Below are 25,599 nucleotides of genomic sequence, written 5' to 3'. Positions count from 1 at the left end.
CCGGGAGCGATGCCGCCGCTGGGGCGACACCGGCGGGTACCGGGCTGAGAACCACTCGCATCCCACGGAGCGTACCGGAGCCGGGGCTCGACTCCGGCCCGTGACGGCCCCCGCCGAGGACACAACCCGATATCGACGCTCCGTGAGCGCCCGGGCCGCCCCGGTCACCGTGCCGCCGCCCCGGTCACAGCGCCGCCGCCACCGCCTCCTCGGCGGCCGCGGCCGGCATCCACCGCTCGGCCCGCACCCAGGCCCGTTTCAGGTGCAGGTGCACGTCCGCCTCCCAGGTGAAGCCCATCCCGCCGTGCACCTGCAGGCAGTCCCGCGCGCCCCGCACCGCCGCCTCGTCGGCGAGCAGCTTGGCCCCGGCGATCTCGACGGGGTCCGCGGTGACGGCCGCCGCGTACACGGCGGCCCGCGCCAGCTCGGTCCGTACGAGCATCCCGGCGCACAGGTGCTTGACGGCCTGGAACCCGCCGATCGCCTGCCCGAACTGGATCCGGTCCTTGGCGTACGCGACGGCCATGTCCGTGGTCGCGGAGGCGCTGCCGAGCTGCTCGGCGGCGCTGAGCAGGGCCGCCGCGCCGGCCCGCGGGGCCACCGAGACCGCGGTTCCCGCCGCCGACGGCACCCGGTGCAGCGGCGTGAGCGGGTCCACCGACCGTACGGGCACGGCCTCACCGGTCTCGCCGAGCACCACGTCCGCCGCGTCCAGCCACTCCACCAGGGCGCCGTCCCGCGCCGTGACCACGACCTCACCCTCCGCCGCACCCGGCACCTCCCCCGCCGCCAGGTGCGTGGCGATCAGCGGCCCCGGCAGCAGCGCCCGGCCCGCCTCCTCGAAGAGCAGCACGGCCTCGGGCAGCCCGAGCCCGACGCCGCCCGCCTCCTCGGGGAGCCGCAGCGCGAAGAAGCCCGCCGCGCCGAGCTCCCGCCACAGCGCGCGGTCGAGCGTCCCGCCCGCGTCGACGGCGGCCCGCAGCGCGTCGCGGTCGAAGCGCCGGGCGAGCAGCTCCCGCACGCCCGCCCGCAGCGCCTTCTGGTCCTCGGTGAGCCGGAAGTCCATGGCTGGGTCACCGCCCCTTCGGCAGGCCGAGGATGCGCTCGGCGACGATGTTCCGCTGGATCTGCGAGGTGCCCGCGGCGATCGTGTACGACAGCGAGGACAGCCGGTCCACGTTCCACTCCTGCCCGAGGTCCAGCGCGTCCGGCCCGAGCACCTCCGCCGCCATGTCGTAGAGCTCCTGCCGCGCGTGCGAGTACTGGAGCTTGAACACCGACCCGCCGACCCCCGGCACCCCGCCGCTCGCCTGCGCCTCGCTGACGTTCCACTGGGTGAGCCGCCACAGCGCGGCGAACTCGGCGGCCAGCCTGCCGAGCCGGCGCCGGATCACCGGGTCGTCCCAGGAGCCGTTCTCCCGGGCCGCGCGGGCCAGTTCGCCGAGGGTGCGGCGGCAGGCGACGACCTCGCCCACGAAGGCGGTGCCGCGTTCGAACGACAGGGTCACCATGGTGACCCGCCAGCCGTCGTTCTCCGCGCCGACCCGGTTGCCGACCGGCACCCGCACCTCGTCGAGGAACATCTCCGCGAACTCGGTCGAGCCGGCCAGCGTCCGCAGCGGTCGCACGGTGATCCCGGGGCTGGTCATCGGCATGGCGAGCCAGCTGATGCCGCGGTGCTTCGGCGCGTCGGGGTCGGTGCGGACCAGCAGTTCGCACCAGTCGGCGACCTCGGCGTGCGAGGTCCAGATCTTCGACCCGGTCACGACGTACGCGTCGCCGTCCCGGACCGCCCGGGTGCGCAGGGAGGCCAGGTCGGAACCGGCGTCGGGTTCGCTGAAGCCCTGGCACCACACCTCGTCGCCGCTGAGCACGCCCGGCAGCCAGCGCGCCCGCTGCTCCTCGGTGCCCTCGGCGGCGATCGTGGGCCCGGCGTGCAGGAGTCCGACGAAGTTCGCGCCGACGTACGGGGCTCCGGCGCGCTCGGTCTCCTCCAGGAAGATCAGCCGCTGGGTGGGGGACGCGTCCCAGTGCACGTCGGCGTAGCCGGCGTCGTACAGCAGCCGCTGCCAGCCGGTGTCGTACGCGCGCCGCCCGGGCCAGTCGAGCGGATCGGGCCGCGGCGGCAGTTTGGGCAGGACGGTGCCGAGCCAGTCCCGCAGCCGGGCCCGGAACTCCTCCTCCTCGGCCGTGTACGTCAGGTCCATCAGACGAGGTCCAGGCCCAGCATCCGGATGGCGTTGCCGCGCATCAGTTTGTAGATCGTCTCGTCGTCCAGTCCCTTGACGTGGTCGAGGGCGACCTCCTTGGTGTGCGGGAAGGTCGAGTCGACGTGCGGGTAGTCGGTCTCGAACGTGGCGTTGTCCCGCCCGACCACGTCCAGCGAGGCGATGCCGTGCTTGTCGCGGAAGAAGCAGCAGAAGATCTGCCGGTAGTAGTACGTGGACGGCGGCTCGGGGATCAGGTCGCGCACCCCGCCCCAGGCGCGGTGCTCCTCCCACACGTCGTCGGCCCGCTCCAGGGCGTACGGGATCCACCCCATCTGGCCCTCGCTGTACGCCAGCTTCAGCCGCGGGAACTTCACCAGGACGCCGCTGAACAGGAAGTCCATCATCGACGCCATCGCGTTGTTGAAGCTGAGCGAGGCCTGGACGGCGGGCGGCGCGTCCGGGGACGCGGCCGGCATCTGCGAGGACGACCCGATGTGCATGTTCACGACGGTGCCGGTCTCCTGGCAGACCGCGAAGAACGGGTCCCAGTACCCGGAGTGGATGGACGGGAGTCCGAGGTGGGTGGGGATCTCCGAGAACGTGACCGCCCGCACGCCGCGCGCCGCGTTGCGCCGGATCTCCGCCACGGCCAGGTCGATGTCCCAGAGCGGGATGATGCACAGCGGGATGAGCCGGCCGCCGCTGTCGCCGCACCACTCCTCGACCATCCAGTCGTTGTAGGCGCGGACGCAGGCGAGCGCGACCTCCTTGTCCTTGGCCTCGGCGAAGGTCTGGCCGCAGAAGCGCGGGAAGGTCGGGAAGCAGAGCGACGCCTCGACATGGTTGAGGTCCATGTCCTTGAGCCGCGCGGCGGGGTCCCAGCAGCCGCGGCGCATCTCCTCGCGGGTGATTCCCTCCAGCGTCATGTCGTCGCGGTCGAAGCCGACGGCGGCGATGTTCCGCTTGTACGGGAACTTGAGGTCCTCGTAGATCCACCAGTCGGTCGGCGGACCGTCGGGGTCCATGGTGATCTGGTACTTGCCGCCGACGTAGGCCAGCTCGCCGATGCCGGCGGTCAGCGGCTTGGGGCCGCGGTCCCGGTACTTGGCGGGCAGCCAGGTCTCGAAGAGATGGGCCGGCTCGATCACGTGGTCGTCGACGCTGACGATCCGCGGCAGTTCTGTCATGGGACGCCTCCGTGGCACGTACGTAGTCCACCCTTATCTGATGACCCGTCAGAACGCAGGCTAGCCCCGCACCCCTGGACCGACAAGGAGGAGGGGCCTACGCTCTGCGCACGATCTGACGCCACGTCAGGTCGGCCCGACCGACCGAGGGAGCGCCGTGACCGACACCGCCCACGCCCTCGGCGAGTCCCGCACGCTCTGGGAGCTCGTCGAACGCCGCGCCGCACTCACCCCCGACCGCCCCGTCCTGCTCCAGGGCGACCGCACCCTCACCTTCGGCGAGCTGCGGGACCGCGCCGAACGGGTGGCCGCCGGCCTGCACGACCGGGGCGTACGCCCCGGCACGGTCGTCGCCTGGCAGCTGCCCACCCGGATCGAGACCGCGCTGCTCTCGTTCGCCCTGGCCCGCCTGGGCGCCGTGCAGTCCCCGGTGATCCCGTTCTACCGGGACCGCGAGGTCGGCTTCGCGCTGCGCGAGTCCCGCGCCGAGTACTTCGCCGTGCCCGGCGTGTGGCGCGGCTACGACCACACCGCGCTGGCCGAGCGGCTCGGTGCGCGCGGGGTCTTCGAGGCGTACGAGACCCTGCCCGAGGGCGACCCGGCGGTGCTCCCGCCACCGCCGTCCTCCGGCGAGGAGGTCCGCTGGATCTACTGGACCTCGGGCACCACCTCCGACCCCAAGGGCGTGCTGCACACCGACCGGTCCCTCATCGCGGGCGGCTCCTGCCTCGCCCACGCGCTGCGGCTGACGCCGGACGACGTCGGCTCGATGGCCTTCCCGTTCGCCCACATCGCCGGGCCCGACTACACGGTGATGCTGCTGCTGTACGGATTCCCGGCCGTCATGTTCGAACAGTTCGCGCTTCCGGACGCCCTGGAGGAGTACCGCAAGCACGGCGTCACCGTGGCCGGCGGCTCCACCGCGTTCTACTCGATGTTCCTCGCCGAACAGCGCAAACAGCCCGGCGAGAAGGTCATCCCTACGCTCCGGCTGCTGGCCGGCGGCGGGGCCCCCAAGCCCCCGGAGATCTACCACTCCGTGGTCCGTGAGATGGGCTGCCGGCTCACCCACGGCTACGGCATGACCGAGGTCCCCATGATCACCATGGGCGACCCGGAGGACACCGCGGAGAACCTCGCGACGACCGAGGGCAGGCCGCCGGCGGGGATGGAGATACGCATCGCGGAGGACGGCGAGGTGCGGCTGCGCGGCGAGGCCGTCTGCCGCGGCTACCTCGACCCGGAACAGACCGCCGCCGCCTTCGACGAGGACGGCTTCCTGATCACCGGGGACGTCGGGCATCTCACGGAGAGCGGCCACCTCGTCCTCACCGGACGGATCAAGGACATCATCATCCGCAAGGGCGAGAACATCTCGGCCAAGGAGATCGAGGACCTGCTGCACACCCACCCGGACGTCGGCGACGCCGCCGTGATCGGGCTGCCGGACGCCGAGCGCGGCGAGCGGGTGTGCGCGGTGGTGGAACAGCCCGCGGGGGCCGCCGAGCTGACGCTGCGAGGGCTCGGCGCGTACCTGCGCGAGCAGGGCCTCGCCGTCCACAAGCTGCCGGAACAGCTGGAGGTGGTCGACGCCCTGCCGCGCAACAAGACCCTGCGCAAGGTCCTGAAGTACAAGCTCAGGGAGCGGTACGGGTCGTGACGACGCTCAGTTCGTCATGAAGTAGCGGGCGAAGGCGGTGACGGCCTCCTCTTCCTCCACCGTGCCGGAGCGGTCGGTGTCGAGCGACTCGGCGCTCAGCGCGGCGATGTGCGGCTCGATGCCGAGGACCACCAGGGCCTTCTCCACGTCGCCGGTCGTCGCCCGGCCGTCGCCTTCGGTGTCGGCGACCGCGAGCAGCGCGTGCAGGAACGGGCGGGCGATCTCGGCGAACCGCTCGGGGTGGTCGTGCAGCCGCTTCACCGCGCCACCGACGAACTCCTCGTGACTGACCTTCTGGTCGCCGTCCACGTCGGCGATCCCGGCCATGCCCTGCCAGAACGCCTCCGCGCCGCTCCACAGGGCCTGGCCCTTGTCGGAGCGGAAGGGGACGTCGAAGGCGGCGAGGACCCGCTTGGCCGCGGTGGTGAAGTCCTCGCGCGAGATGGTCCCGTCGCCGTCCTGGTCGAAGGCGGCGAACCGGTTCGCGATCCGGCGTTGGTACAGCGCGTCGGCATCCGTGGAGTCCATGGAGCGGAGCGTACGACGCGGAGGGCCGCTCTGCCGAGAGGGGCGACTGTGCATCGCCTGTGCTCCCACTATGCGGACAGCGGCTGCGCCCGTTCGCCGGTCGCGGCGGCCACGTCCTCGTACACGTCGAACAGCCGGCGCACGCCCAGCGCGGCGAGCACCCGGTTGACGTGCGACCCGGTGGGCGCGCCCTGCGCGGGCAGGATCAGCCGCAGCCGGCCGCGGCAGGAGTACATGAGGCGGCGGGCGGCGATGAGCACGCCGACCCCGCTGGAGTCGCAGAACCGCACGGCGGACAGGTCCAGGACCACGTCGTGCCGGCCGATGGCCACGGCCTCGTGGACTCTGCGGCGGATCACCGGCGAGGTCGCCAGGTCCAGTTCGCCGCTGATGTGGAGCACGGTCCAGGAACCCTGCTCGTCGACGTCGACCTTGAGCGTCACGGTGGGGACCTTTCCAGAGGTGAAGGCAAGCGGAGGATGCCCTTCCTGTGCCCTCCCGCTGCCCCGTTCCGCCGGGCCGAAACTCCTTCGGCGCAGTCTGACGCTTTCCTTACCATCGCTCCACAGGGCGGGGGCGCACTTGCCCCAAAGGGGAGTGCAGGTCGGCGGCGCGCATTACATTCGAGGGACAGTCGGGTCGGGAGGGCTGCCGGGAGGGCTCATATGGCGAAGGACACACCACCGCGCTGGGACCGCCGGATGCAGCAGCGACTGGCCCGCGGCGAGGCGGCTGCCCTCGGCGAGCTGTACGACCGCTACGCCTCCCTCGTCCACAACCTCGCCCACCGGGTGCTCGACGACGACGACGCGGCCGACCGGATCACCCGCGAGGTGTTCGGCTACGTCTGGGAGAACCCCGACGCGTACGACCCGAAGCAGGGGAACCTGCGGGCCTGGGTCGCGTATCTGACCCGCCGCCAGGCGGTGCAGCGGCTGCGGCAGGTGGAGGCGGCGGCGCTCGCGGAGTCCGGCGAGGGGTCCGCGGAGGAGCTGGAGCAGAAGGTGCTCCGGGCGTCGGCCGCCGCCCGGGCCGACTACATCGTCACCTCCATGCCCGCCCCGCTGCGGGCCGCGCTGGACCTCGCGTACCGCCGGCGTCGCGACTACCGGCAGACGGCGGCGGACCTCGGGGTGACCGAGGAGGAGGCGCGCCGGCGGCTGCGGCTCGGGCTGCAGCTGCTGTCGACGGCGAACGGCGGGCCGCCGGGCCCGCCGGGCTACGGACGTGCGCTGTGACCCGGCCCTGGAACGGGCCCGGGGGTCCCGACGAGCCGGACGAGCCGAAGGGCCCGGACGGGCCGGACGGGCCCGAGGAGGTGGCCCGCGTCCCGCGCATACCGGGACCCCGGTGGGCGGCCGACGACCACGCGGACCTCACGTCGCGGCCCGCCGATTCGCCGCAGCCGGCCGAGGAGTCGGCGGCGGCGCCGCTCGTGCTGCCCCACGGCGTGCTGAAGTCGCTGCTCGGCGCGTGGGCGCTCTCGGCGTGCTCGGCGGAGGAGACCCGAGCGCTGGAGGACCACCTCACGTCGTGCGCGCCGTGCGCGGAGGAGGCGCTGCGGCTGCGGGACGCGGTGGCGCTGCTGCACGAGGACCGCGACCTGGACCTGGACCCGCTGCTGCGGTCCCGGGTCCTGGAGAGCTGCCTGGGCCGTCGGCCGGCCCGCATCCCGGTGCCCGACTGGGCGGCGTCGTACGACGCGGAGACCGCGCGGCTCGACGCGCTGCTGCGGGACATCGGGGACTCGGAGTGGCACGCGCCGGTCCGGCTGAAGTGGTTCGAGGGCGAGCAGCAGGTGACCCGGCGGACGACGGTCGCCGGGGTGATCGGGCATCTGATGGCCGTGGACGGCCTGGTCGCCCGTGCGCTCGGCCTCGACGACCCGCTGGGAGCCCTGGCCGGGACGGCCGGCGCCTCGCCGACCGAGCGCACGGAGGCGTTCTGGCAGGACGGGGACTGGCCGGCGACCCGGAAGATCCGGGTCCCCTGGCGGGACCAGAGCCACACGCTGGTGCGGACGGTGTCGTTCGCCGGGCGGGGCGTGGCGGACCTGACGGTGACGTACGGGGACTTCGCGCTGCCGCTGCGGGACGCGCTGCTCGACCGGGCCTTCGAGTGCTGGCTGCACGCGGACGACATCGCGAGCGCGGTGGACTACCCGTACGCGCCGCCCAGCGGGGCGCATCTGCGCGGCATGATCGACCTGGCCGCCCGGCTGCTGCCGGCCGCCCTGGCGGACCGCCGCCGCGCGGGGCTCGCGTCCCCGGCGCGCCATCTGGTCGCGGCGGGCTCCCCCGGCCGCTCGCTGCACCTGGAGATCGAGGGCTCGGGCGGCGGCCACTGGTACATCGCCCTGGACTCGCCCGCGGCCCTGGGCACGGCGGACCGCTCGGTGGCCCAGGTCGCGATGGACGGCGTCGAGTTCTGCCGCCTGATGGCCGGCCACATCTCCCCCGAGGAGGCCGCGGCGGGCCAGGACGGCGACCGCGAAGCCATCCACGACGTCCTCTCGGCAGCGGCCGGCCTGAGCCGGCTGTAGCCCCTACGCCCCGTTGTGCGTCCCGCCCGGCGGGACGCACGACCGCGGCGGAGCGCCCCTACGCGAACACGACCGTCCGGCGCCCGTTCAGGAGAATCCGTCGCTCCGAGTGCCACTTGACCGCCCGCGCCAGCGCCTGGCACTCCACGTCGCGGCCGATGGCGACCAACTGGTCCGGGGTGACCTGGTGGCCGACCCGCTCGACCTCCTGCTCGATGATCGGGCCCTCGTCCAGGTCGGCCGTCACGTAGTGCGCCGTCGCACCGATCAGTTTCACGCCACGCGCGTGCGCCTGGTGGTAGGGCTTCGCGCCCTTGAAGCTCGGCAGGAACGAGTGGTGGATGTTGATGATCCGGCCCGACAGCTGCTTGCACAGGTCGTCCGAGAGCACCTGCATGTAGCGGGCCAGCACGACCAGCTCGACGTTCTCCTCGCGCACCAGCGCGAGCAGTTCCGCCTCCGCCTCCGGCTTGTTCTCCTTCGTCACCGGGATGTGCCGGAACGGGATGTTGTACGAGCCCACCAGCTCCGCGAAGTCCGTGTGGTTCGACACCACCGCGACGATCTCCACCGGCAGCGCGCCGGTGGACGAGCGGAACAGCAGGTCGTTCAGGCAGTGGCCGAACTTCGACACCATCAGCACGACGCGCATCCGCTCGTCGGCCCGGTGGATCTGCCAGTCCATCGTGTACGAGTCGCCCACCGCGGCGAAGCTCGCCCGCAGCTTCTCCACGGTGACCGGATCCTCGGCGGAGAAGTGGACCCGCATGAAGAAGAGACCCGTGTCACGGTCTCCGAACTGCTGACTGTCCTCGATGTTGCATCCGGTGATGAACAGGTAGCTCGACACGGCGTGCACGATGCCCTTTTTGTCCGGGCAGGAGAGCGTGAGGACGTACTGGTCAGTCATCCTCATAGGCTCCCACAGGTCGTGTGCCCCGAACGCTCGCCGTCCGTCAGGCGGACCGCGTCATGATCCGCAGCACGTCCAGCGAGCGCGGCGGCGCGTCCGGGTCGTCCCCGTCCGCCGTCGCCATCCGGACGTGCGCCTCGCGTGCGGCCCGCACCGCCTCCGGCCACCCGTGGTGCTCCAGGTAGGCGGAGACCGGCGCGTCCGCGCCGGCCTGGTGCATGATCCGGAGCACCCGGAGCACGGCGACGTCGACCAGCGCGGCCTCGCCGGAGTCGCGGAAGATCGTTCCGACGTACTTCTCGGCGGACCAGTTGTCCAGCCAGGTGTCCTCGACCAGGCGGTACACGGCGTCGGTGACGTCCCCGTACCCCTCGTGGCCGGCCAGCCAGGTCTCCTGGTGGAAGACGGGATCGGAAAGCATGTGCAGCGCCGAACGCACGTTGCTGCGCCAGCGCCACCACGGCATGTCGTTGAGCGGCATGCCGCCCATGGTGGAGGAGCGACGGCCGCGACGGGAAGAGTTCACCGAACCGGAAACAGGACTGGACACCGTTCGATCGTACGTTCCCCTGTGGATCAAGCGGACGAGCCCCCTCCCAGACCCCGCCCGGCCCCCGCAATTCACCTGGACGTCACCGTGCGTTGAACCACCCACACTCCCGCGTTACCCATAAGGCGGAATTGTGCATGCCCATGACCGGTAGGCGACTGACCTCACTCCTCGCGTATCTCACCACCGCGGCGGCCGGAGCGTCGCTGCTCACCGGGTGCGGTGTCATCCCTGGGGCCACGGGGGGCTCCAGGGAGCCCGTCACCGTGATGACCTGGGCACCGGACGGAACGCGTGCCACCAACATGCCCGGCATGCCGGCGATGGCGCAGGCGTACGCCCGCTGGGTCAACGCCAAGGGCGGCATCGACGGCCACCAGCTCCGCGTCCTGACCTGCAACGAGGAGAACTCGCCCTCCGGCGCATCGGCCTGCGCCCGTCGCGCCGTCCGCGAGAACGTCACCGCCGTCGTCGGCTCGTACAGCCAGCACGGCCGCGCCTTCATGGCCCCGCTGGAGGCCGCCGGCATCCCGTACATCGGCGGCTACGGGATCTCCGAGGACGAGTTCACCAGCCACCTGTCCTACCCGGTCAACGGCGGTCAGGCCTCGCTCGTCGCCGGACACGGCATGCAGCTCGCCGAGTCCTGCCGCCGGGTCTCCCTCGTCCGGCCCGACACCGTCGCCGGCGACCGGCTGCCCGAGCTGCTCAACTCCGGACTGCAGCGGGGCCAGCACCGCACCGCGACCGACATCCCGGCCGTCGAGGACGCCGGCGAGTACAGCGAGCAGGCCGGCCAGGCCCGGGAGCGGGCCGGACGCGACAAGGGGTGCGTGGCCGCCGTACTCGGCGAGCGCACCCAGACCTTCTTCGACTCCTTCCGCCGGCTGCCCGAGTCCGACGCCGAGGTCCGGATCTCCTCGGTGCTCGGCAGCGTCGGCCAACCGCTGGTCGACCGCAGCGGCGGCTCCCGCAGCCCGTTCGAGGGCGCGCTCGTCACCGGCTGGTACCCGGACGCGGGCGACCCGCGCTGGAATCCGATGCGCAAGGTAATCCAGCAGCAGGCCTTCGAGGACACGCGGATCGACCCCGCCGACGCGGGCGTCCAGACGACGTGGATCGCCTACACGGTCTTCGCCCAGGTCGTGAAGGCGGTGGGCACCGACGAGATCAACGCCCGGCACGTCGCCCGGGCCCTCGACGGCGGCGTCAAGGTCGACACCGGCGGCCTCACCCCGCCGCTGCGCTGGCGGTACGAGGACATGCTCGGCGCGACCGGGCTCGCGCGGGTCGTGAACCCCGAGGTGACCTTCCAAGTGGTCCGCCAGGGACGACTGGTGGCGCAGCGCCCCGGCTTCGTCAACGTCGGCGAGACGGTCCGCACCGCGCCGTGAGGCGGGGCGCGCCGCGGGGGGGTGCGGTGGTGTTGGTGGTCGGTGCCGTGGGGGCCGTTCCGGGGGGCGCATTCGGGACTGCATGATTTACGGCGCGTTCGGGTGCCCTGAGCGCGAAGCGCTTCCCGTGCGCCACAAATCACGCTCTACGTCCCGAACGCGACCCCCTCCACGTCCCCCACTCCCGTCCGTGGGTGTCCCCCGCACCCCGGGCATTTGGGTAGGTTTCCGCCGCGCCCGGTGGGCCCGGCCGCGGGTGGGGTTACAGCTGGGTCGGCTGGCGCTTGGTGAGGCCGTACTTGTCGGCGGTCGGGTTCCACAGCCCGGCCGCCTCGCGCTTCGCGGTGGTGGCCTCGCCGCTCTTCGCATCCGCAGCGGCGGTCTGGGCGGTGCGGCGGGCGTGGCCGCCCTTGCACGCCTTCTTGCCCTTCATCTGGTCCGCCCAGGCCGCGTAGTGGTCGTCCGCCGAGGCGGAGGCCTGCCACGCCTTGGTGAGCGCCGCGGTCAGCTCGCCGTTCTTCGGGAGCTGGTCGACCGTGAGCGTCTGGAGCCGGGTCACCAGGCCCCGGCGCTGCTCGGCCGCGCCGCGCAGGTCGCTCGCGGCCTCGTCGAGGCTCTTGCACTGCCGGATGTTGCCGACCGAGCGGATCACCGCGTCCCGGCTGTTGTTGCTGTCCGCAAGGAGCTTGTCCAGCGCCTTGGCCTGGGTCTCCGCCGGGTCCTCGCCCTTCGCCGGGGACGGCTGCTGCCCGGTCGGGGCGGAGGAGGACGCCGCCACGTTCTTGCCGGTGTCCTTGTCGTCGTCACCGCCGCTGAGCACCGCGCCCGCGCCGAGGCCGAGCACGGCGCAGCCGATGACGACGGCGGCGATCGCCGCGACGGGGGGCTTGCGGCGCGGCTCGGGGTCGTAGCCGTAGTCCCGGTCGTCCTGCTGGTAGCCGCCGTACGGGGGCTGCTGCGGCGGCTGCTGGCCGTACTGCGGCTGCTGGTGCTGCGGGGGCATCTGGGGCAGCTGCTGCGTGCTGTCGCTGCGGAAGAGGTTGTCGAACTCGGCCGGCGGCTGCGTCCGCTCGCCCTGCGGCTGCGCGGGGATCGGCGCGATGTACTGCGTCGCCTCGGCGTCGGCGCCCCCAGCGGGGACCGCGCCAGGTCCGGCCCCGTGGCGCAGCGGGCCGGTGCCCAGGAACTGCGTGGAGTCCCCGTCGTGCGCCTGCACCGGGGGTATGTGCTGGGTGGCCTGCATGTCGGCCACGGGGCCCGGCGCGCCCGGTCCTGGGTACCCGTACCCGCCCTGCGGCTGCGCCGGCGCGCCCGCACCGGGCCCGGGGTAGCCGTACCCGCCCTGCGGCGGCATGGCGCCGGGCGTCCCGCCCGGCACCGGGGCTATGTACTGCGTGGCCTGCATGTCCGCGGCACCGCCGGGGACCGCCTCCGGCGGCAGCGGCTGGGCGACCGGCGGCATGGCGGGCGCCGGCGGCTGTCCCGCGCCCGGCCCCCAGGCCCCGCCCCACGGCTGGCCTCCGGTCGGGCCGCCGCCGGGCGCGCCCTGTACGCCGCCCTCTGCGGGCAGCACGACACCCTCGTGCGTGGGCCGCACCGCGGGATGCGGTTCCGGACCCTGTCCGCTCTGCGTCACCGGGACTCCTACTGATCTGCCTGACCTACTTACGGAAGCGTCGGTTCACGCTACCGGGTGCGTCCCGCGCTCCGCACACGTGTGTGGTCCCGGTCACTCCAGGGGCGTGACCCAGGTCACCAACAGGCAGTCCAGCGAAGGCCGATGCGCCTCAGAAGCGCCCCATAGGGGGCGCAGGGGGCAGGGCGTCGGAAGTCCCACGGAGCGTCACGCCGCCTGGATCTCCAGCCGCGCGCCGAACTCCCGCACCGCGGGCTCCGCCGCGTACGGCTCGAGACGCTGCTGCAGGTCGTCCAGGTACTCCGCGCCGCGCGACGACCGCAGCGTGCCCAGGAGTTCGAGCGCGCGGGTGCCGGTGTGGCAGGCATGCTCGACCTCGCGCTGCTGCACCTGCGCCGACGCCAGCAGCACCAGACCGATCGCCCGCCGCCGCGCCCGCGACTCGGGCAGCCCGCGCAGCGCCTCCTCCGCCGACCGCGCCGACTCCACCGGCCGGCCCAGATCCCGGTGACCGTGGGCCAGTTCGTCCGCGAGGTACGCCGCGTCGAAGTGCGCGATCCACGCCGGGTCGTCGCCGGACTCCGGATCGGCCTGCTCCAGCGCCGCCACCGCCCGCCCCGCGACCTCGTCGAACGTCCGCCCGTCGCCGAGCAGCGCGTGCCCGCGCGCCTCGGCCGCCAGGAACATCGCCTGCGCCCGCGGCGTCACCCGCCCCCGCGCGCCCTCCTGCGCCGCCCGCGCCAACTGCGCGATCTCCCGCGGGTTGCCGAGCTGCGCGGCCAGATGACTCATCGAGGCGGCCAGCACGTACCCGCCGTACCCGCGGTCCCCGGCCGCCTGCGCGAGGCGCAGCGCCTGGATGTAGTACCGCTGCGCGAGCCCCGGCTGTCCGGTGTCCACCGCCATGTACCCGGCCAGTTCGGTCAGTCGGGCCACGGCCGCGAACAACTCCCGTCCCACCGACTCCCGGTAGGCCCCCGCGAGCATCCCCGCGACCACGCTGTTCAGGTAGTGCACCACCACCGGCCGTACGTGCCCGCTGCCGAACCGGTGGTCCAGGTCGACCAGGGCGCTGGTCATCGCCCGTACCGCCGCCACGTCCGAGGCCCCGACCCGCGCCCCCGCCGACCGCGCCACCTGCGCGTCCGCGCCCGTGATCAGCCAGTCCCGGCTCGGCTCGACGAGGGCCGACGCGGCGACCGCCGAACCCGACAGGAAGTCCCGCCGGCCCACGTCGCTCCGCCACAGCTCGCAGACCTGCTCGATCGCCCCGACCACGGTCGGCGAGAACTGCAGGCCGACGCCCGACGCCAGGTTCTTGCCGTTCGCCATCCCGATCTCGTCGATGGTGACCGTGCGGCCCAGTTTGCGGCCCAGCGCCTCCGCGATGATCCCCGGCGCCCGGCCGCGCGGCTGCTGTCCGCGCAGCCAGCGGGCGACCGACGTCTTGTCGTACCGCAGGTCGAGGCCGCGCTCCGCGCCGACCATGTTGACCCGCCGGGCGAGGCCGGCGTTGGAACACCCGGCTTCCTGGATGAGCGCCTGCAACCGTTCGTTGGGCTGACGGGCGACGAGAGGCCTGGCTGCCATGATGAACCCCCTGAGGCCGTGCATGATCATTGAACTGATCACTGCCCGGCAGATATCCGGTCAATGCCGATGTGAACACGCGAAACCGGACGCATCGACCATGGCGTGCGCGTCGACGCCCCCCGACTCTGGCTACCCACCCGCCGCTCCCCGGCCCCATGCGCGCCCCCGCCCGTGCACCCATGCGCCCCGCATGCAGGATCGATGCGCCAGGCCGCTCACCGTGACGCCCGTAACCCCAGGTGGCGGCGGGAGTTGAGAGGGGCGTGGAAGAGACCATGGGAGTCACGGAAGCCGCACAGATCCCCAAGCAGCGCGGCGAACAGCTGCTGGACAGTGCCGTGCGGTATGCGGAAGAGCGGCACTGGGACGTGTTCCCCGGCACCTGGCTGGAGGCGGTGGAGGGCGCCGAGCGGTGCTCGTGCGGCGCCGCCGACTGCGCCGCGCCCGGAGCGCACCCGGCCAGACCGGACTGGGCGACGCAGGCCACCGGCAGCGCCGTTGCGGCGCGCCGGATCTGGGGCAAGCAGCCCAAGGCCTCGATCCTGCTGCCGACCGGCCGCACCTTCGACGTCCTCGACGTGCCCGAGTCGGCCGGCTTCCTCGCCCTCGCCCGCATGGAGCGGATGGAACTCACCCTCGGCCCGGTCACCTGCACCCCCGACCGCCGCATGATGTTCTTCGTGCTGCCCGGCGCCGCCGCGAAGGTCCCCGACCTGGTGCGCAAGCTCGGCTGGGTGCCCAGCTCCCTCGACCTGGTCGCCCGCGGCGAGGGCCACTACGTCGCCGCCCCGCCCACCCGGGTCGGCGGCAGCGGCGCGGTCCAGTGGGCCCGCCGGCCCACCCCGGCCAACCGCTGGCTGCCGGATGCCGAGGAGCTGATCAGCCCGCTCGCGTACGCCTGCGGGCGCGAGGCGGCGGCGGCGCGCGCCCGGCGTTCCTGAGGGCGCTCGGCCTAAGGTTGTCCCGGACCGACGGGGACGACCGAGAGGCTGTGCGCCATGCCCGACCCGACAACCGTGGAAGGCTTCGAGACGGCGGGCGGCGGCCCCTCCGGGGGCGTGCCGCCCGCCGTCCGCATCGAGGGACTGTGGAAGCGGTTCGGGCAGCAGATCGCCGTCGCCGGCGTCGATCTCACGCTGCCCGCGGGCCGGTTCATCGGCCTGGTCGGCCCCAACGGCGCCGGCAAGACCACCACCCTCTCGATGGCGACCGGTCTGCTCCGGCCCGACCACGGCCGGGTCGAGGTCGCCGGCCACGACGTGTGGCAGGACCCGGCCGCGGTGAAGGCCCGGATCGGCATCCTGCCGGAGGGCCTGCGGCTCTTCGAGCGGCTGTCGGGCCGCGAACTCCTCGCGTACACCGGGCGGCTGCGGGGGCTGCCCGGCGACGAGGTCGACCGGCGCGCCGCCCAGCTGCTCGACGTTCTCGACCTCGCGGGCGCGCAGCACAAGCTCGTCGTCGACTACTCGACCGGCATGCGCAAGAAGATCGGTCTCGCGGCGGCGCTGCTGCACAACCCCGAGGTCCTGTTCCTGGACGAGCCGTTCGAGGGCGTCGACCCGGTCTCCGCGCAGACCATCCGCGGCGTCCTGGAGCGGTACACCGGCTCGGGAGCGACGGTCGTGTTCTCCAGTCATGTGATGGAGCTCGTCGAGTCGCTGTGCGACTGGGTCGCCGTGATGGCCGCGGGGCAGATCCGCGCCCACGGCCCCCTGGAGGACGTACGGGGCGAGGCGCCGTCGCTGCAGGCCGCGTTCCTCGAACTGGTCGGCGCGAACGGGCGGGACGCGGGGACGACGCTGGACTGGCTGGGCGGCGGGACGGGCGGCGCGGCGGGCGGCAACCGGACGGGCGGTACGGCGGGCGGTGCGACCGGCGGTGGGGCGCGCGGCACGGCGGGCGGCGGCCGGTGAGTGCCGCGGAGGGCCTGACGCCCGTCTTCGTACGCCTCAAGTGGGCGCTGCTGCGCAACGGACTCCGGCAGTCCGCCGGCCGGGCCACCGCGTTTGCCGTCTCACTGGCCGCGGCGCTGCTCGTCGCGGCGGCGCTCCTGCTCGCCTTCGTCCTGATGCGCGGCAGCGCGGACGTCGACACGATCGCGGTACTCCTGACCGCGCTGCTGGCGCTCGGCTGGGCGGTGATGCCGTTGTTCGTGCCGAGCGGCGACGAGACGCTGGACCCGTCCCGGCTGGTGATGCTGCCGCTGCAGCCCCGACCACTGGTGCGGGCGCTGCTCGTGGCCTCGCTCGTCGGGATCGGCCCGCTGTTCACGTTCTGCCTCGCTCTCGGCGGCGCGCTGGCGCTCGCCCACGGCGCCGCGGGGGTGCTGGCCGCGGTGCTCGCGGTGCCGCTGACGGTCCTGTGCTGCGTGGCGCTGTCGCGGGCGGTCGCGGCGGCCAACATCCGGCTGCTGACCTCGCGCAAGGGCCGCGACCTGGCGGTCCTCAGCGGCCTGCTGATCGCGGTCGGCATCCAGGTGGTCAACTTCGGCGCGCAGCGCCTGGGACAGGCGGGCAGCCTGTCGGTCCTGGACCCGGTCGCCGACGTCGTCGGCTGGGTCCCGCCGGCCTCGGCGATCGCGGCCGTCGACGCGGCGAGCGAGGGCGCGTACGGGAGGGCCGCGGCGGGCCTGCTGCTCGCCGGGGCGGCCCTGTGGGCGCTGCTGCTCTGGTGGCGGGCGAGCCTGGTGAAGCTGATGACCGCGCCGGACGGCTCCACGATCGAGGCGGCGGGGGTACGGGGGACGACCGGAGGCGCGGGCGGCTGGGAGGGCCGTACGGGCGCGGTCATGCAGCGCAGCCTGCGGTACGTGTGGCGGGACCCGAAGACGAAGGCGGCGTGGGTGACGTCGCTGGCGATCGGCGCGATCGTCCCCCTCTTCAACGCCCTGCAGGGAACGGGCACGATCTACTTCGCGTGCTTCGCGTCGGGGATGCTCGGCATCCAGATGTACAACCAGTTCGGCCAGGACACCTCGGCGTTCTGGATGGTGGCGCAGACGATCGCGTCGACCGAGGACGCGTACGCGGAGCTACGGGCGCGGGCCCTGGCGCTGCTCGCGATCACGCTGCCGTACACGGCGCTGGTGACGGTGGCGACGGCGGCGGCCCTCGGTGACTGGACGGCCCTGCCGGACGCGCTGGGCGTGGCGTTCGCCCTGCTCGGCGCGATGGTCGCGACGGGCGCGGTGGCGTCGGCGAACTTCCCGTACTCGATCCCGCAGGACAGCGCGTACAAGAACGTCGCGCCGGGCCAGGGCGGGCTGGCCTGGATCTCCATCCTCGGCGGCATGGTCGCCGCGGCGCTCCTGTCGGCCCCGGTCGTCGCCGCGACGATCACGCTCCACCTCACCGGCGGGCGCGACTGGCTGTGGCTGATCCTCCCGTTCGGCACGGCCTGGGGCGCGCTGATCGCGTGGGCGGGCCTGCGCATGGCGGCCCCGCGCACGGCGGGCCGGCTGCCGGAGATCCTGACGGCGGTGAGCAAGGGGTAGGACGGGGCAGGGTGGGGTGGGGTGAGGTGGGGCGAGGTGGGGCGGCAGCTGCCGGGCAGGGCCGGGTGGGGTAGGGCCGGGTTCGGCGGGGCGGGGTAATTCGCGTACCGCGAAACGGAATTGCGGAAGTGTGCATTCCGGGCTGTCGCGCGTACGAGAAATTCACCGCGGATTTCGTACCCGCACCCTCGCGAAACGCGTGCGGGGTGACAGGATCTGGCCGCTCCGCAAACACGCAAGGCTTCCACCCCCCACATTCGGAGGTCCCTCATGCGTCGTCGATTCGCGCTGCCCTTCGGAGCAGTCGCCCTGACGCTCACCGCCACCTTCCTCTCCGCGTCCGCGGCCTCGGCCGAAGGCCCGGGCAAGGAACAACTCCTCAGCTCCTGGACCCAGGCCGACGCGGGCAGCCAGAGCGCCTGGCTCGCCGCCCGGAACGACCAGGGCCAGTACGCCGAGCACGGCTTCGACTGGTCGACGGACTACTGCAGTTACTCCCCCGACAACCCGGGCGGATTCCCTTTTTCAAACGCCTGCGCCCGGCATGACTTCGGCTACCGGAACCACAAGGCGGCGGGCACCTTCGAAGCCAACAAGGCCCGCTTGGACAACGCCTTCCACGAGGACATGAAGCGCGTCTGCGCCGGCTATTCCGCCGAACAGCGCACGTCGTGCGAGAAGACGGCCTGGTACTACTACCAGGCCGTTTCGTGGCTCGGCGTCGCGAAGACCCAGGGGGCCGCCACCCCGCAGGCCGCGGTCTGACCCGACGCCCTCCCCAGCCGCCCGTCACGGAGCAGGATTCCGTGGCGGGCGGCGTGTGTTTCCGGTCGACCGGATGCGGATTCGATTCCTCCAATACGCAACCAATTTCGCGTTCTCGCAGGTCAGTTGGCCGTTAATGGTTGAACCACTGGAGGCAGGAAGGGCCCCGAAGTCCCGTACGACCAGTCGGTCGGGGGGTTTCGCGGGTGTGCGGCCGGAAAGGCGCGGGCGACGTGCGATCACCCTGTGCGTCGGCAAGACTCCGGTCCGCCATCAACCACCCTCGCACTGACTTCCGAAGGGGACACCTCCGTGCGCTACGTCAGCCGCTCGTTCGCCCTCACCGCGCTCGCCACCGCCACCGGCCTCGCACTCCTCGGGACCGCCACCTCCGGCATCGCACAGGCCGCGACCTCCGGGCTGTACCCGCCGTCCTCGCTCGTGCTCACCATCGGCGCCGGCGAGACCGCGGAGACCGCCACGGTCCTCCGCGCGGTGACCTTGACCTGCGCCCCCACCCACGGCGGCAGCCACCCGGCCGCCGCCTCGGCCTGCGCCGAACTGAGCGCGGTCGGCGGCAACTTCACGGACCTGACCGCGGACGCCCCCACCCGCTCATGTACGCGCCAGTGGGCGCCGGTCACGATCACCGGCGACGGCGTCTGGCAGGGCAGGCGCGTCAGCTGGCAGGCCACGTACGCCAACCCCTGCGAGCTGCGCTCCGCGATGACGGACGGCCCGGTCTTCGCGTTCTGACGGCCGCCTGAGAACTGTCGGAGGCGCCCTCTACGCTCGGGCCATGACTGCGCTCTCCGGCTTCGCCGCCGCCCTGCCCGAGCCGGCCCGGCTCCGCGAGCGGCTCCGTACCCTCACCCTCCTGGAGGCGGCCTTCGGGTCCCGGTGGCCGCGGTACGCCTACGCGGCCGCCGGCGAGGACGGGTTCGAGTACTTCCGGTACGAGAACGGCGGCGGCGACGACTACCGCGTCTTCCTCGGCCGGTCCTCGGCCTTCCTCCGCGCCTTCGACCACGAGTCGTCCCTGAGCCCGTACGACGAGGAGGCCGTCTGGCCCGGCCTGCTCGACGGCCTCCCCGACGACCTCGTACCGCTGACTCAGCTCGACGACGACGAACCGGAGTTCCCCGCCCTCACGCTCGCGCTGTGGCACGGGCACGACGGCACCGGCTGGCGCCACGGCGCACCGGAACCCCAGGACGGCGCGGAGGCCGAGCTGACCGCCTGGATGCTCGAACCGCTCACCCTCTTCACCCCCGCCGCCGTCGGTGAGGACCTCAGCCACTACTACTCCCGCCCGGTGGACGCGGCGACGATCGAGGCCGTCCTGGACGGCGAGCCCCTGAGCAGGACACTCGTCGAACGCCTCGCCTCGGGAACGGTCTGGGACCCGGTCGAGGAACTCGCCCACCGCCTGGGCGCCGGGTCCGCCTGAGCGGAGTGGACCCGACCGGAGGTGCGGGGCAGCCGGTTGGCGGCGCGCCGCCCATTTCGCGCGCGATGCCGCGCACGGGCCGCGACCTGGCCGATCCGGCCCGGACCGGACCGCTCAGGCCGCCGGCCGCCTGATGCTCTCGAAGATCCGGGCGAACCCCTCCCCACCATGGCCCGCGTCGACCTGACGCTGGATGAGCCGCTGCACCATCGCGATGGGCTCTGCACTCACGCCTTGCTCGACACTCGCCTCGATGAACAGCCCGAGGTCCGAGAACTCCAGGCTCTGCTGCCCCGGGACCGTGTAGTCCCCGCCGTCGATGACCTCGGCGAACCCCGCGAAGCCGCCGGTCATCGCCGTCAGCCACGGTGCGGCCAGCTTCGCGAACTCCCCCGCGGACACCCCGGCGGGCGCCAGCAGGGCCGCACCGTGCAGGAACCCCGCGAACATCACGTACATCCCCGACAGCAGCGCGAAGTCGTAGAGCGACGCCAGACCGGCGTCCTCGCCGTAGTACGTGCTGGTCGCCCACACATCAAGCAGCGCCTCGTGCTCGCGGAACGCCTCGGCCGAGCCGCTGTAGAGGATCGAGGCCCCCGGCTGCCCGATCATGGACGGCACCGCCATGATGCCGCCGTCGAGGTACGTGATCCCCGCCTCGGCCGCCCACGCGGCCAGCTCCCGCGCGTGCTCCGGCTTCGTCGTCGTCAGGTTGACCAGCGTCCGCCCGGCCAGATCTCCGACCAGCGGGTCCAGCACCTCGTGCACCGAGTCGTGGTCGAAGAGGCACACGACCACCAGCCGACTCGCCCGGACGGCCTCGGCGGCCGAACCGGCCTCCGTCGCCCCCAGGGCGACGAGGGCGTCCGCCTTGCCGGGCGAACGGTTCCAGAGGGTGGGGGTGTGGCCGGCCTTGAGAAGCGTCTCGGCGAGAGCGGCACCCATCGCGCCGAGGCCGAGGAGGCTGACCTGGATGCTTTCGTTCTCCGTCATCTGCGGAACTCCGTCGCGTTCGTCGAATGCGTCAACAACTGAATCCTCGGCAGCGCCAGTAGAGTTGACCAGTACGGACTAATTAGTGCGGTACCCACCAGAAGGTAAGTACGGCTCGGAGTGCAGCTCGGAGCACGGCGCGGAGTGCAGCCCGGAGGAACGCATGGCGACGTCGGCGCGACAAGGACCCTATTTCTGCGGCATCGACGCGGCGATGGACGTCGTCGCCGGCAAATGGAAGTCCCTGATCCTCTGGGAACTCCACCACCACGGCACCCGCCGCTTCTCCGAGCTCCGCCGCGGCCTGCCCGGCGTGAGCGAGAAGATGCTCGTCCAGCACCTCCGGGAGATGGAGGAGGACGGCCTGGTCGACCGCGAGGTGTACCCGGTGGTGCCGCCGAAGGTCGAGTACTCCCTGACCGAGCACGGCATCTCTCTCAACGCCGCGCTCGCCTCCCTGTCGGCATGGGGAGGCGAGCGGATCCGGCGAATCGGCGCGGAGAAGATCACCCTGGACGAGCCCACCGCCGTCGAGGTCGACGTCGAGGTCGGCTAGCTCTATGAGCAGCGACGTGCACCGACTGATCGAAGGTCTGCGCAGCCGCGCGCACGACCCGGCCCGGCGGCGGGACGAGGTGGCAGTGCCGCTGGAGTGGCTGGAGGGGATGTACGGCGCGGACGTGGTGGACAGGGCCCTGTTCCTGAGCTACCTGGACGACGGCCTGGTGGCGTACCTGCCCTCGGGCGCCGAGGAGGCCTCCGCGTACTACGCGGACGCCTCGCGCGGCCCGCTGCACCCGCCGGTTCCGGTCGCGGAATGGGAACAGGCGGAGGCCGCGATCGGTCGCCGCCTGCCCGAGCTGCTGCGACGCGTGTACACGGAGGTGGGGGACGGGGGCTTCGGTCCGGACTACGGACTGCACCCACTCGCGGAGCTTGTGGAGATCCACCGGAAGGAGCGGGAAGCGGGCGATCTCCCGCCCACATGGCTGCAGTTGGTCGCATGCGGCTGCGCGACCGCGTGGTACGTCGCGCTGGACGAGGCGGCCGAGAGCCCGGTCGTCCGGTACGAGGACGACGGCCGGGGCTTCGACCGAGGCATCGTCCACACCACGCTCCCCCTCCACGCGTGGCTGCACGCCTGGACCGTCAGCGAGTGACGGTCGCCTCCGCCGCTCGGGACAGCGGCTTCTGGAACCAGGCAACGTCCCAGAACTGCCCGAACTTCCGACCGACTTGCTCGAAGCGGCCGGCGGGGCGGAATCCGAAGCGCTCGTGGAGTCGTTGGGACGCCTCGTTGGGAACGGTGATCCCGGCGAGCGCGACATGGACCTCCTCACGCTCCAGCACCTCGAAGAGCGCGGCGTACAGCAGGCTCCCGACACCGCGGCCCGGGTGTGCGGGCGCCAGGTAGACACTGGTCTCCACGGACGTCGCGTACGCCTGCTTCGGGCGGAACGCGCTGCTGGTCGCGTAGCCGAGGAGCTTTCCGCCCTCCTCTGCCACAAGGAGCCGGTGCGGACCGGAGTCGGGATGGGTCAGCAGCCACGGCCGGCGCTGATCGACGGTGAGCGGCTCGATGTCGAAGGTGATCGGGGTCTCGAGGACGTAGTGGTTGTAGATACGCGTCAGCTCACCGAGATCGTCTTCGGTGCCGGACCGGACCTCTGTCTGCAGGTTCGAGTCGACACCGTTCCCGTTCCCGTTCCCGTTCCCGTGCCTGTTCGCCTTCGCGCTCATGCGCCGCACGGTACGTGGCGCGCGTTGCGAGGCTGTTAGACCCGAACCGCTCCATCCACGACAGCCGCCAGCTCGTCGGCCGACTCCGGGGTCAGGCGGTAGAAGCCCTGGAGACTGACCGAGCGCTCGAGGCGGCCGTCCACGACGTACTTCAGACCGCGGGTCCGGCCCCGGGCGTTGCGCCAGGTCAGGCGGGACAGCAGGTCGCCGGGGATCGGCACGTCGAAGCGGACGGGCGTCGCGTCCACGTGGACCGCCATGGCGCCGCAGCCGCCGGCGCCGAGGGCCGACCAGTCGCCGTGCCCGGGGTACGCGGGGTCGTCCCATGCTGCGGGGGCGGCGCCGCAGCAGTCGTGGCGCTCGATGTCGAGCATCCGCATCCGGCTGACGACGAACACCTCGCACCGGTTGACGTGCAGCGCGTACACGTCGTCCCCCGGAGCAGCACCTATCCACGCGGGCAGGGAGGAATGAAGGCCGCTGAAGGCGACCGGCGGCCGCTCGCCCACGCGGCCCGCCTTGCGCAGGGCACGGCAGGTGTCGTGGGTCCACAGGACGGTGAAGGCGTCGGACATGCGCTGATCGTAGGGGCGGGCACTGACACCTCCGGCCGGCGGCGGCCGCGCGACGGCCGCGTCGATCAGCCGGCGACGACGCCCGTGTTCTGGCAGGCGGTCAGCAGCCAACGGCCGTCGTCCTGCTGGGACATCACGTACAGCGGGGCGCCTTCGCTCTCGTCGTCCGGGGACAGGTACCGCTGACGGACCTTGACGGCCGCGACGTCGGGGCGGATGAAGAGCACGTGGGCCACCTCGTAGGTGACCTTGCCGTCCCACTCGGCCGCGGGGAGCACCTTGCGGGTGAACTCGGAGATCGCGTCGAGGCCGATGAGCACCTTGCCGTGGGCGGTGGTCCAGATCGCGTCGGGGTGGAAGAGGGTGAGGAACTCGTCGGGGTCCTTGTTCTGCTGGGAGTGCTCGACGGTGGCGACGATCTGACGGATGGCTTCGATGGCTGCGGCGCGGGCCGCGGAGTCTGTGTCCATGCCGACCATGCTGCAACCTCAAGTGCGCTTGAGATCCAGTGCGTTCCGAGGTTCGGGGTCTTGGGGTGGGCCGGGTCGTTGAGAGACGGGTGGGACCGCCCTCTCTCCGAGAGTCGCACCTTCCAGTCGGGGCGTCTGGTCGCTCCGCAAGGCACCGCGCGAACGCAACAGAGCCATTAACGCCCGGACGTCGCCTCGCGAGTCGCACGACACAACAAATGCCCCACCCGTGACCTATCTCGTCTCTCTTAAGATCTGCGTCCATGTCCGAACCCGAGCACGTCCTTGACTGGTTGCAGCACTGGTACGCCTCCCAATGCGATGGTGAGTGGGAGCACGAATGGGGCGTGACGATCGGCACGCTCGACAACCCGGGCTGGACCGTCAGGATCAGCCTGGAAGAGACGGACTTGGAGGACCGGGAGTACCCCCGGCAGCAGGTCACCCGGGGTGAGCATGACTGGGTGATGGCCTGGACGTCAGAGAAGACGTTCCAGATCGCGTGTGGGCCCGGCAACCTGACCGAGGCCCTGACGCTGTTCCGCGCCTGGACTTCGGAGGCTGGGGCCGGCGCAGGTGTGTGATCATCAACGGGTCGCGTTCCTTCGCCCGTGAGGTGATTTCTTGACGAAGGTGGCACTGCGTTCCCACGCACTGTTGCCTCGGCAGTACGACGAGCGGAAAGTACTGGCCTCCACGATCGATCCGTGGGGCCGGGCTCTCTGGCTGATCTGCCCTGATGCCCGATTTCCCCGCAGGTGGGCCGGCCGGGACGTCCCGGCACCCTTGAATCTTCCTTTCGACGCCCTCGTCGTGATCAGTGACCGGGGCAGGATCCTGGAACAGTCGCTGCACGACGTGGCCGTGGACCCGGCTGCTCTCGACGCCCTTCCGGGCGGCGGGTTCGTCGTCTCCGGCAGCGAGGGACCGAACGCATTGTCCGGCCAGGTCTTCGGCCCGGACGGTCGCTCTCGGCGCCGGTTCCCGCTGGGAACCCGGCTGACGCACCTGGTCGCGGACCGCCGGACCGGCTTTTGGACCGGGTACGCCGACGAGGGGGTGTACAGCGGTGATCACGTCAGCGCGGGCGGGCTGGTCCGCTGGGACAGCAGGGGCAACCGCGCCTGGTCCCTACGCCCGCCGGCGCCGTATCACCACGTGACGGAGGTGAACACCATCAACGTCTCCGGCTCCACCGCCCACACCGTGTACTGGCCTGCCGCCCCGCTCGTCGAAACAGGGCCCAGCGGGATACTCCGTATCCGCGACCTGCCGGTCTCGGACCCCGCCGGCCTCGCGATCCGCGACAACCGGCTGCTCCTGCTCGGAGGAACCGAGCCACGCATCGACTCCGGTGCACGAAGGAGTGTCGTCCACCACCTCCGACTGACGGACGAGGGAGCAGTCGTCGTCGGCCGCGGAGATCTCGTCTTCCCGAACGGTGACCCTGTCAGACGCTACGCCCGCCCCGTCTGCCGGGGTCCGAACGTCTTCCTGCACACGCGCCGCACGTTGCGACAGTGGTGGGTACTGACGTTGCCTTAGCCCTCGCGCCCTACGGAGTGGCTTGCGCCCGGCCGGACCCCCACCGGACATCGACCAGCGGGGCATGATGCCCGACCCCGCGACGGCGGCCGGCCGCCGAGACGGAAATGGGCACCCCATACAACGCCCGCGCAGCTCTGACCCGCACTCGCCTCCCTCACCCCCCGCGCACGACGGCGCGCCCGCGTGGACCCGTCCCCACGGGCCGCCCTCCGAGTGTGAAAAGGCGTGCTCCGGTGGTGGGTCAAGGGTGGAGCGAAGCGAAATCGCGAAGCGACGCGACGCAGGAGCGCCCTTGACGCGGCACCGGAGCACGCCACACTCGGAAAGAGGGCGGCCCCACCAGAAGCGGGCA

Annotated in this window: 27 protein-coding genes; 14 read left to right on the top strand and 13 right to left on the bottom strand. The window is 72.3% G+C overall.

Translation table 11 applies throughout. From position 1 onward, the window contains the following. Positions 1-184: 184 nt before the first annotated feature. Genes R2D22_RS21200 through R2D22_RS21190 form a run of 3 tightly spaced genes read right to left on the bottom strand, consistent with a single transcriptional unit; the run spans position 185 to position 3,397 of the window. On the bottom strand, positions 185-1,066 hold the full coding sequence (locus R2D22_RS21200; RefSeq protein WP_318105967.1) for an acyl-CoA dehydrogenase family protein: 882 nt from the start codon (positions 1,064-1,066) through the stop codon (positions 185-187). 7 nt (positions 1,067-1,073) lie between these two features. After that, positions 1,074-2,207, bottom strand: a complete 1,134-nt coding sequence (locus R2D22_RS21195) for an acyl-CoA dehydrogenase family protein (RefSeq protein WP_318105965.1) — start codon at positions 2,205-2,207, stop codon at positions 1,074-1,076. After that, the gene (locus R2D22_RS21190; RefSeq protein ID WP_318105962.1) at positions 2,207-3,397 is read right to left on the bottom strand and encodes an amidohydrolase family protein; all 1,191 of its coding nucleotides are present in this window, start codon (positions 3,395-3,397) and stop codon (positions 2,207-2,209) included. Before R2D22_RS21190 ends, R2D22_RS21195 begins: the two co-directional genes overlap by 1 nt. 157 nt (positions 3,398-3,554) lie before the next feature. Between R2D22_RS21190 and R2D22_RS21185 the strand changes: the two genes are divergently transcribed. Then, complete coding sequence (locus R2D22_RS21185; RefSeq protein WP_318105961.1) at positions 3,555-5,057, top strand: class I adenylate-forming enzyme family protein; 1,503 nt, start codon at positions 3,555-3,557, stop codon at positions 5,055-5,057. 6 nt (positions 5,058-5,063) lie between these two features. Here the strand turns inward: R2D22_RS21185 and R2D22_RS21180 are convergent, their stop codons facing one another. After that, positions 5,064-5,585: an EF-hand domain-containing protein gene (locus R2D22_RS21180; protein ID WP_318105958.1), complete on the bottom strand. Its 522-nt coding sequence runs from the start codon at positions 5,583-5,585 to the stop codon at positions 5,064-5,066. Between the two features lie 68 nt (positions 5,586-5,653). After that, complete coding sequence (locus tag R2D22_RS21175; RefSeq protein WP_318105956.1) at positions 5,654-6,028, bottom strand: STAS domain-containing protein; 375 nt, start codon at positions 6,026-6,028, stop codon at positions 5,654-5,656. Positions 6,029-6,250: 222 nt separating this feature from the next. On the opposite strand from R2D22_RS21175, the gene R2D22_RS21170 reads away from it, so the two are divergent. Next, entirely contained in the window at positions 6,251-6,823 is a 573-nt protein-coding gene (locus tag R2D22_RS21170; RefSeq protein WP_318105949.1) for a sigma-70 family RNA polymerase sigma factor, read from the top strand. Continuing rightward, positions 6,820-8,127: a zf-HC2 domain-containing protein gene (locus R2D22_RS21165; protein WP_411977055.1), complete on the top strand. Its 1,308-nt coding sequence runs from the start codon at positions 6,820-6,822 to the stop codon at positions 8,125-8,127. The genes R2D22_RS21170 and R2D22_RS21165 overlap by 4 nt, the downstream gene beginning before the upstream one ends. 58 nt (positions 8,128-8,185) lie before the next feature. Here R2D22_RS21165 and purU read toward each other — a convergent pair whose 3' ends face one another. After that, on the bottom strand, positions 8,186-9,037 hold the full coding sequence (gene purU / locus R2D22_RS21160) for a formyltetrahydrofolate deformylase (protein WP_318105947.1): 852 nt from the start codon (positions 9,035-9,037) through the stop codon (positions 8,186-8,188). A gap of 46 nt (positions 9,038-9,083) precedes the next feature. Then, positions 9,084-9,530 carry an SCO4402 family protein gene (locus R2D22_RS21155; protein ID WP_318109898.1) on the bottom strand — a complete coding sequence of 149 codons (447 nt, stop codon included), beginning with the start codon at positions 9,528-9,530 and terminating at the stop codon, positions 9,084-9,086. Between the two features lie 203 nt (positions 9,531-9,733). Between R2D22_RS21155 and R2D22_RS21150 the strand changes: the two genes are divergently transcribed. Continuing rightward, positions 9,734-10,984: an ABC transporter substrate-binding protein gene (locus tag R2D22_RS21150; protein ID WP_318105945.1), complete on the top strand. Its 1,251-nt coding sequence runs from the start codon at positions 9,734-9,736 to the stop codon at positions 10,982-10,984. A gap of 262 nt (positions 10,985-11,246) precedes the next feature. Here R2D22_RS21150 and R2D22_RS21145 read toward each other — a convergent pair whose 3' ends face one another. Next, complete coding sequence (locus R2D22_RS21145; protein ID WP_318105943.1) at positions 11,247-12,620, bottom strand: hypothetical protein; 1,374 nt, start codon at positions 12,618-12,620, stop codon at positions 11,247-11,249. Between the two features lie 207 nt (positions 12,621-12,827). After that, positions 12,828-14,210, bottom strand: a complete 1,383-nt coding sequence (locus tag R2D22_RS21140) for an NsdA family TPR-like regulatory protein (RefSeq protein ID WP_318105941.1) — start codon at positions 14,208-14,210, stop codon at positions 12,828-12,830. Positions 14,211-14,488: 278 nt separating this feature from the next. Between R2D22_RS21140 and R2D22_RS21135 the strand changes: the two genes are divergently transcribed. The 6 genes from R2D22_RS21135 (at position 14,489) to R2D22_RS21110 (ending at position 19,921) form a co-directional block, all read left to right on the top strand. Beyond that, on the top strand, positions 14,489-15,154 hold the full coding sequence (locus R2D22_RS21135) for a bifunctional DNA primase/polymerase (RefSeq protein WP_318105939.1): 666 nt from the start codon (positions 14,489-14,491) through the stop codon (positions 15,152-15,154). 57 nt (positions 15,155-15,211) lie between these two features. Then, positions 15,212-16,126 carry an ABC transporter ATP-binding protein gene (locus tag R2D22_RS21130; protein WP_318105937.1) on the top strand — a complete coding sequence of 305 codons (915 nt, stop codon included), beginning with the start codon at positions 15,212-15,214 and terminating at the stop codon, positions 16,124-16,126. Then, positions 16,123-17,706 carry a transporter gene (locus R2D22_RS21125; protein WP_318105935.1) on the top strand — a complete coding sequence of 528 codons (1,584 nt, stop codon included), beginning with the start codon at positions 16,123-16,125 and terminating at the stop codon, positions 17,704-17,706. The genes R2D22_RS21130 and R2D22_RS21125 overlap by 4 nt, the downstream gene beginning before the upstream one ends. A gap of 270 nt (positions 17,707-17,976) precedes the next feature. Further along, complete coding sequence (locus R2D22_RS21120; protein WP_318105932.1) at positions 17,977-18,471, top strand: phospholipase; 495 nt, start codon at positions 17,977-17,979, stop codon at positions 18,469-18,471. A gap of 312 nt (positions 18,472-18,783) precedes the next feature. After that, positions 18,784-19,227 carry a subtilase-type protease inhibitor gene (locus R2D22_RS21115; protein WP_318105930.1) on the top strand — a complete coding sequence of 148 codons (444 nt, stop codon included), beginning with the start codon at positions 18,784-18,786 and terminating at the stop codon, positions 19,225-19,227. A gap of 43 nt (positions 19,228-19,270) precedes the next feature. Further along, positions 19,271-19,921, top strand: a complete 651-nt coding sequence (locus R2D22_RS21110; RefSeq protein ID WP_318105928.1) for a hypothetical protein — start codon at positions 19,271-19,273, stop codon at positions 19,919-19,921. A gap of 114 nt (positions 19,922-20,035) precedes the next feature. Here the strand turns inward: R2D22_RS21110 and R2D22_RS21105 are convergent, their stop codons facing one another. Continuing rightward, positions 20,036-20,914, bottom strand: a complete 879-nt coding sequence (locus tag R2D22_RS21105) for an NAD(P)-dependent oxidoreductase (RefSeq protein ID WP_318105925.1) — start codon at positions 20,912-20,914, stop codon at positions 20,036-20,038. Positions 20,915-21,077: 163 nt separating this feature from the next. Between R2D22_RS21105 and R2D22_RS21100 the strand changes: the two genes are divergently transcribed. Beyond that, positions 21,078-21,470 carry a winged helix-turn-helix transcriptional regulator gene (locus R2D22_RS21100; protein WP_318105921.1) on the top strand — a complete coding sequence of 131 codons (393 nt, stop codon included), beginning with the start codon at positions 21,078-21,080 and terminating at the stop codon, positions 21,468-21,470. Positions 21,471-21,474: 4 nt separating this feature from the next. Further along, a complete protein-coding gene (locus R2D22_RS21095) occupies positions 21,475-22,074 on the top strand; it encodes an SMI1/KNR4 family protein (protein WP_318105918.1) in 600 nt (199 codons plus the stop codon). Here the strand turns inward: R2D22_RS21095 and R2D22_RS21090 are convergent. The 3 genes from R2D22_RS21090 to R2D22_RS21080 form a co-directional block, all read right to left on the bottom strand. Continuing rightward, positions 22,064-22,654, bottom strand: a complete 591-nt coding sequence (locus R2D22_RS21090) for a GNAT family N-acetyltransferase (RefSeq protein WP_318105915.1) — start codon at positions 22,652-22,654, stop codon at positions 22,064-22,066. The two genes, R2D22_RS21095 and R2D22_RS21090, sit on opposite strands and share 11 nt — an antisense overlap. 35 nt (positions 22,655-22,689) lie before the next feature. Then, entirely contained in the window at positions 22,690-23,229 is a 540-nt protein-coding gene (locus R2D22_RS21085; protein WP_318105912.1) for a hypothetical protein, read from the bottom strand. A gap of 65 nt (positions 23,230-23,294) precedes the next feature. Continuing rightward, complete coding sequence (locus R2D22_RS21080) at positions 23,295-23,699, bottom strand: SgcJ/EcaC family oxidoreductase (protein ID WP_318105911.1); 405 nt, start codon at positions 23,697-23,699, stop codon at positions 23,295-23,297. Between the two features lie 263 nt (positions 23,700-23,962). On the opposite strand from R2D22_RS21080, the gene R2D22_RS21075 reads away from it, so the two are divergent. Together R2D22_RS21075 and R2D22_RS21070 are read left to right on the top strand one after the other, a co-directional pair. Continuing rightward, a complete protein-coding gene (locus tag R2D22_RS21075) occupies positions 23,963-24,283 on the top strand; it encodes an immunity 53 family protein (RefSeq protein WP_318105909.1) in 321 nt (106 codons plus the stop codon). Positions 24,284-24,512: 229 nt separating this feature from the next. Next, positions 24,513-25,244, top strand: a complete 732-nt coding sequence (locus R2D22_RS21070) for a hypothetical protein (protein WP_318105907.1) — start codon at positions 24,513-24,515, stop codon at positions 25,242-25,244. Positions 25,245-25,599: the final 355 nt, after the last annotated feature.

It is taken from the genome of Streptomyces sp. HUAS YS2 (assembly GCF_033343995.1).
GTDB classification, from domain to species: domain Bacteria; phylum Actinomycetota; class Actinomycetes; order Streptomycetales; family Streptomycetaceae; genus Streptomyces; species Streptomyces solicathayae.
Note: the sequence above shows the minus strand (reverse complement) of the source record. Positions and strands in the feature narration are given on the sequence as shown.

What these genes read in the sequence shown, in the direction of transcription:
- R2D22_RS21075 (WP_318105909.1), top strand. Translation starts at nt 23,963, where the DNA reads ATGTCCGAACCCGAGCACGTCCTTGACTGGTTGCAGCACTGGTACGCC.
- R2D22_RS21095 (WP_318105918.1), top strand. Translation starts at nt 21,475, where the DNA reads ATGAGCAGCGACGTGCACCGACTGATCGAAGGTCTGCGCAGCCGCGCG.
- purU (WP_318105947.1), bottom strand. Translation starts at nt 9,037, where the DNA reads ATGACTGACCAGTACGTCCTCACGCTCTCCTGCCCGGACAAAAAGGGC.
- R2D22_RS21200 (WP_318105967.1), bottom strand. Translation starts at nt 1,066, where the DNA reads ATGGACTTCCGGCTCACCGAGGACCAGAAGGCGCTGCGGGCGGGCGTG.
- R2D22_RS21140 (WP_318105941.1), bottom strand. Translation starts at nt 14,210, where the DNA reads ATGGCAGCCAGGCCTCTCGTCGCCCGTCAGCCCAACGAACGGTTGCAG.
- R2D22_RS21170 (WP_318105949.1), top strand. Translation starts at nt 6,251, where the DNA reads ATGGCGAAGGACACACCACCGCGCTGGGACCGCCGGATGCAGCAGCGA.
- R2D22_RS21110 (WP_318105928.1), top strand. Translation starts at nt 19,271, where the DNA reads ATGACTGCGCTCTCCGGCTTCGCCGCCGCCCTGCCCGAGCCGGCCCGG.
- R2D22_RS21105 (WP_318105925.1), bottom strand. Translation starts at nt 20,914, where the DNA reads ATGACGGAGAACGAAAGCATCCAGGTCAGCCTCCTCGGCCTCGGCGCG.
- R2D22_RS21180 (WP_318105958.1), bottom strand. Translation starts at nt 5,585, where the DNA reads ATGGACTCCACGGATGCCGACGCGCTGTACCAACGCCGGATCGCGAAC.
- R2D22_RS21080 (WP_318105911.1), bottom strand. Translation starts at nt 23,699, where the DNA reads ATGGACACAGACTCCGCGGCCCGCGCCGCAGCCATCGAAGCCATCCGT.
- R2D22_RS21130 (WP_318105937.1), top strand. Translation starts at nt 15,212, where the DNA reads ATGCCCGACCCGACAACCGTGGAAGGCTTCGAGACGGCGGGCGGCGGC.
- R2D22_RS21195 (WP_318105965.1), bottom strand. Translation starts at nt 2,207, where the DNA reads ATGGACCTGACGTACACGGCCGAGGAGGAGGAGTTCCGGGCCCGGCTG.
- R2D22_RS21090 (WP_318105915.1), bottom strand. Translation starts at nt 22,654, where the DNA reads ATGAGCGCGAAGGCGAACAGGCACGGGAACGGGAACGGGAACGGGAAC.
- R2D22_RS21120 (WP_318105932.1), top strand. Translation starts at nt 17,977, where the DNA reads ATGCGTCGTCGATTCGCGCTGCCCTTCGGAGCAGTCGCCCTGACGCTC.
- R2D22_RS21155 (WP_318109898.1), bottom strand. Translation starts at nt 9,530, where the DNA reads ATGGGCGGCATGCCGCTCAACGACATGCCGTGGTGGCGCTGGCGCAGC.
- R2D22_RS21135 (WP_318105939.1), top strand. Translation starts at nt 14,489, where the DNA reads ATGGGAGTCACGGAAGCCGCACAGATCCCCAAGCAGCGCGGCGAACAG.
- R2D22_RS21100 (WP_318105921.1), top strand. Translation starts at nt 21,078, where the DNA reads ATGGCGACGTCGGCGCGACAAGGACCCTATTTCTGCGGCATCGACGCG.
- R2D22_RS21190 (WP_318105962.1), bottom strand. Translation starts at nt 3,397, where the DNA reads ATGACAGAACTGCCGCGGATCGTCAGCGTCGACGACCACGTGATCGAG.
- R2D22_RS21085 (WP_318105912.1), bottom strand. Translation starts at nt 23,229, where the DNA reads ATGTCCGACGCCTTCACCGTCCTGTGGACCCACGACACCTGCCGTGCC.
- R2D22_RS21150 (WP_318105945.1), top strand. Translation starts at nt 9,734, where the DNA reads ATGACCGGTAGGCGACTGACCTCACTCCTCGCGTATCTCACCACCGCG.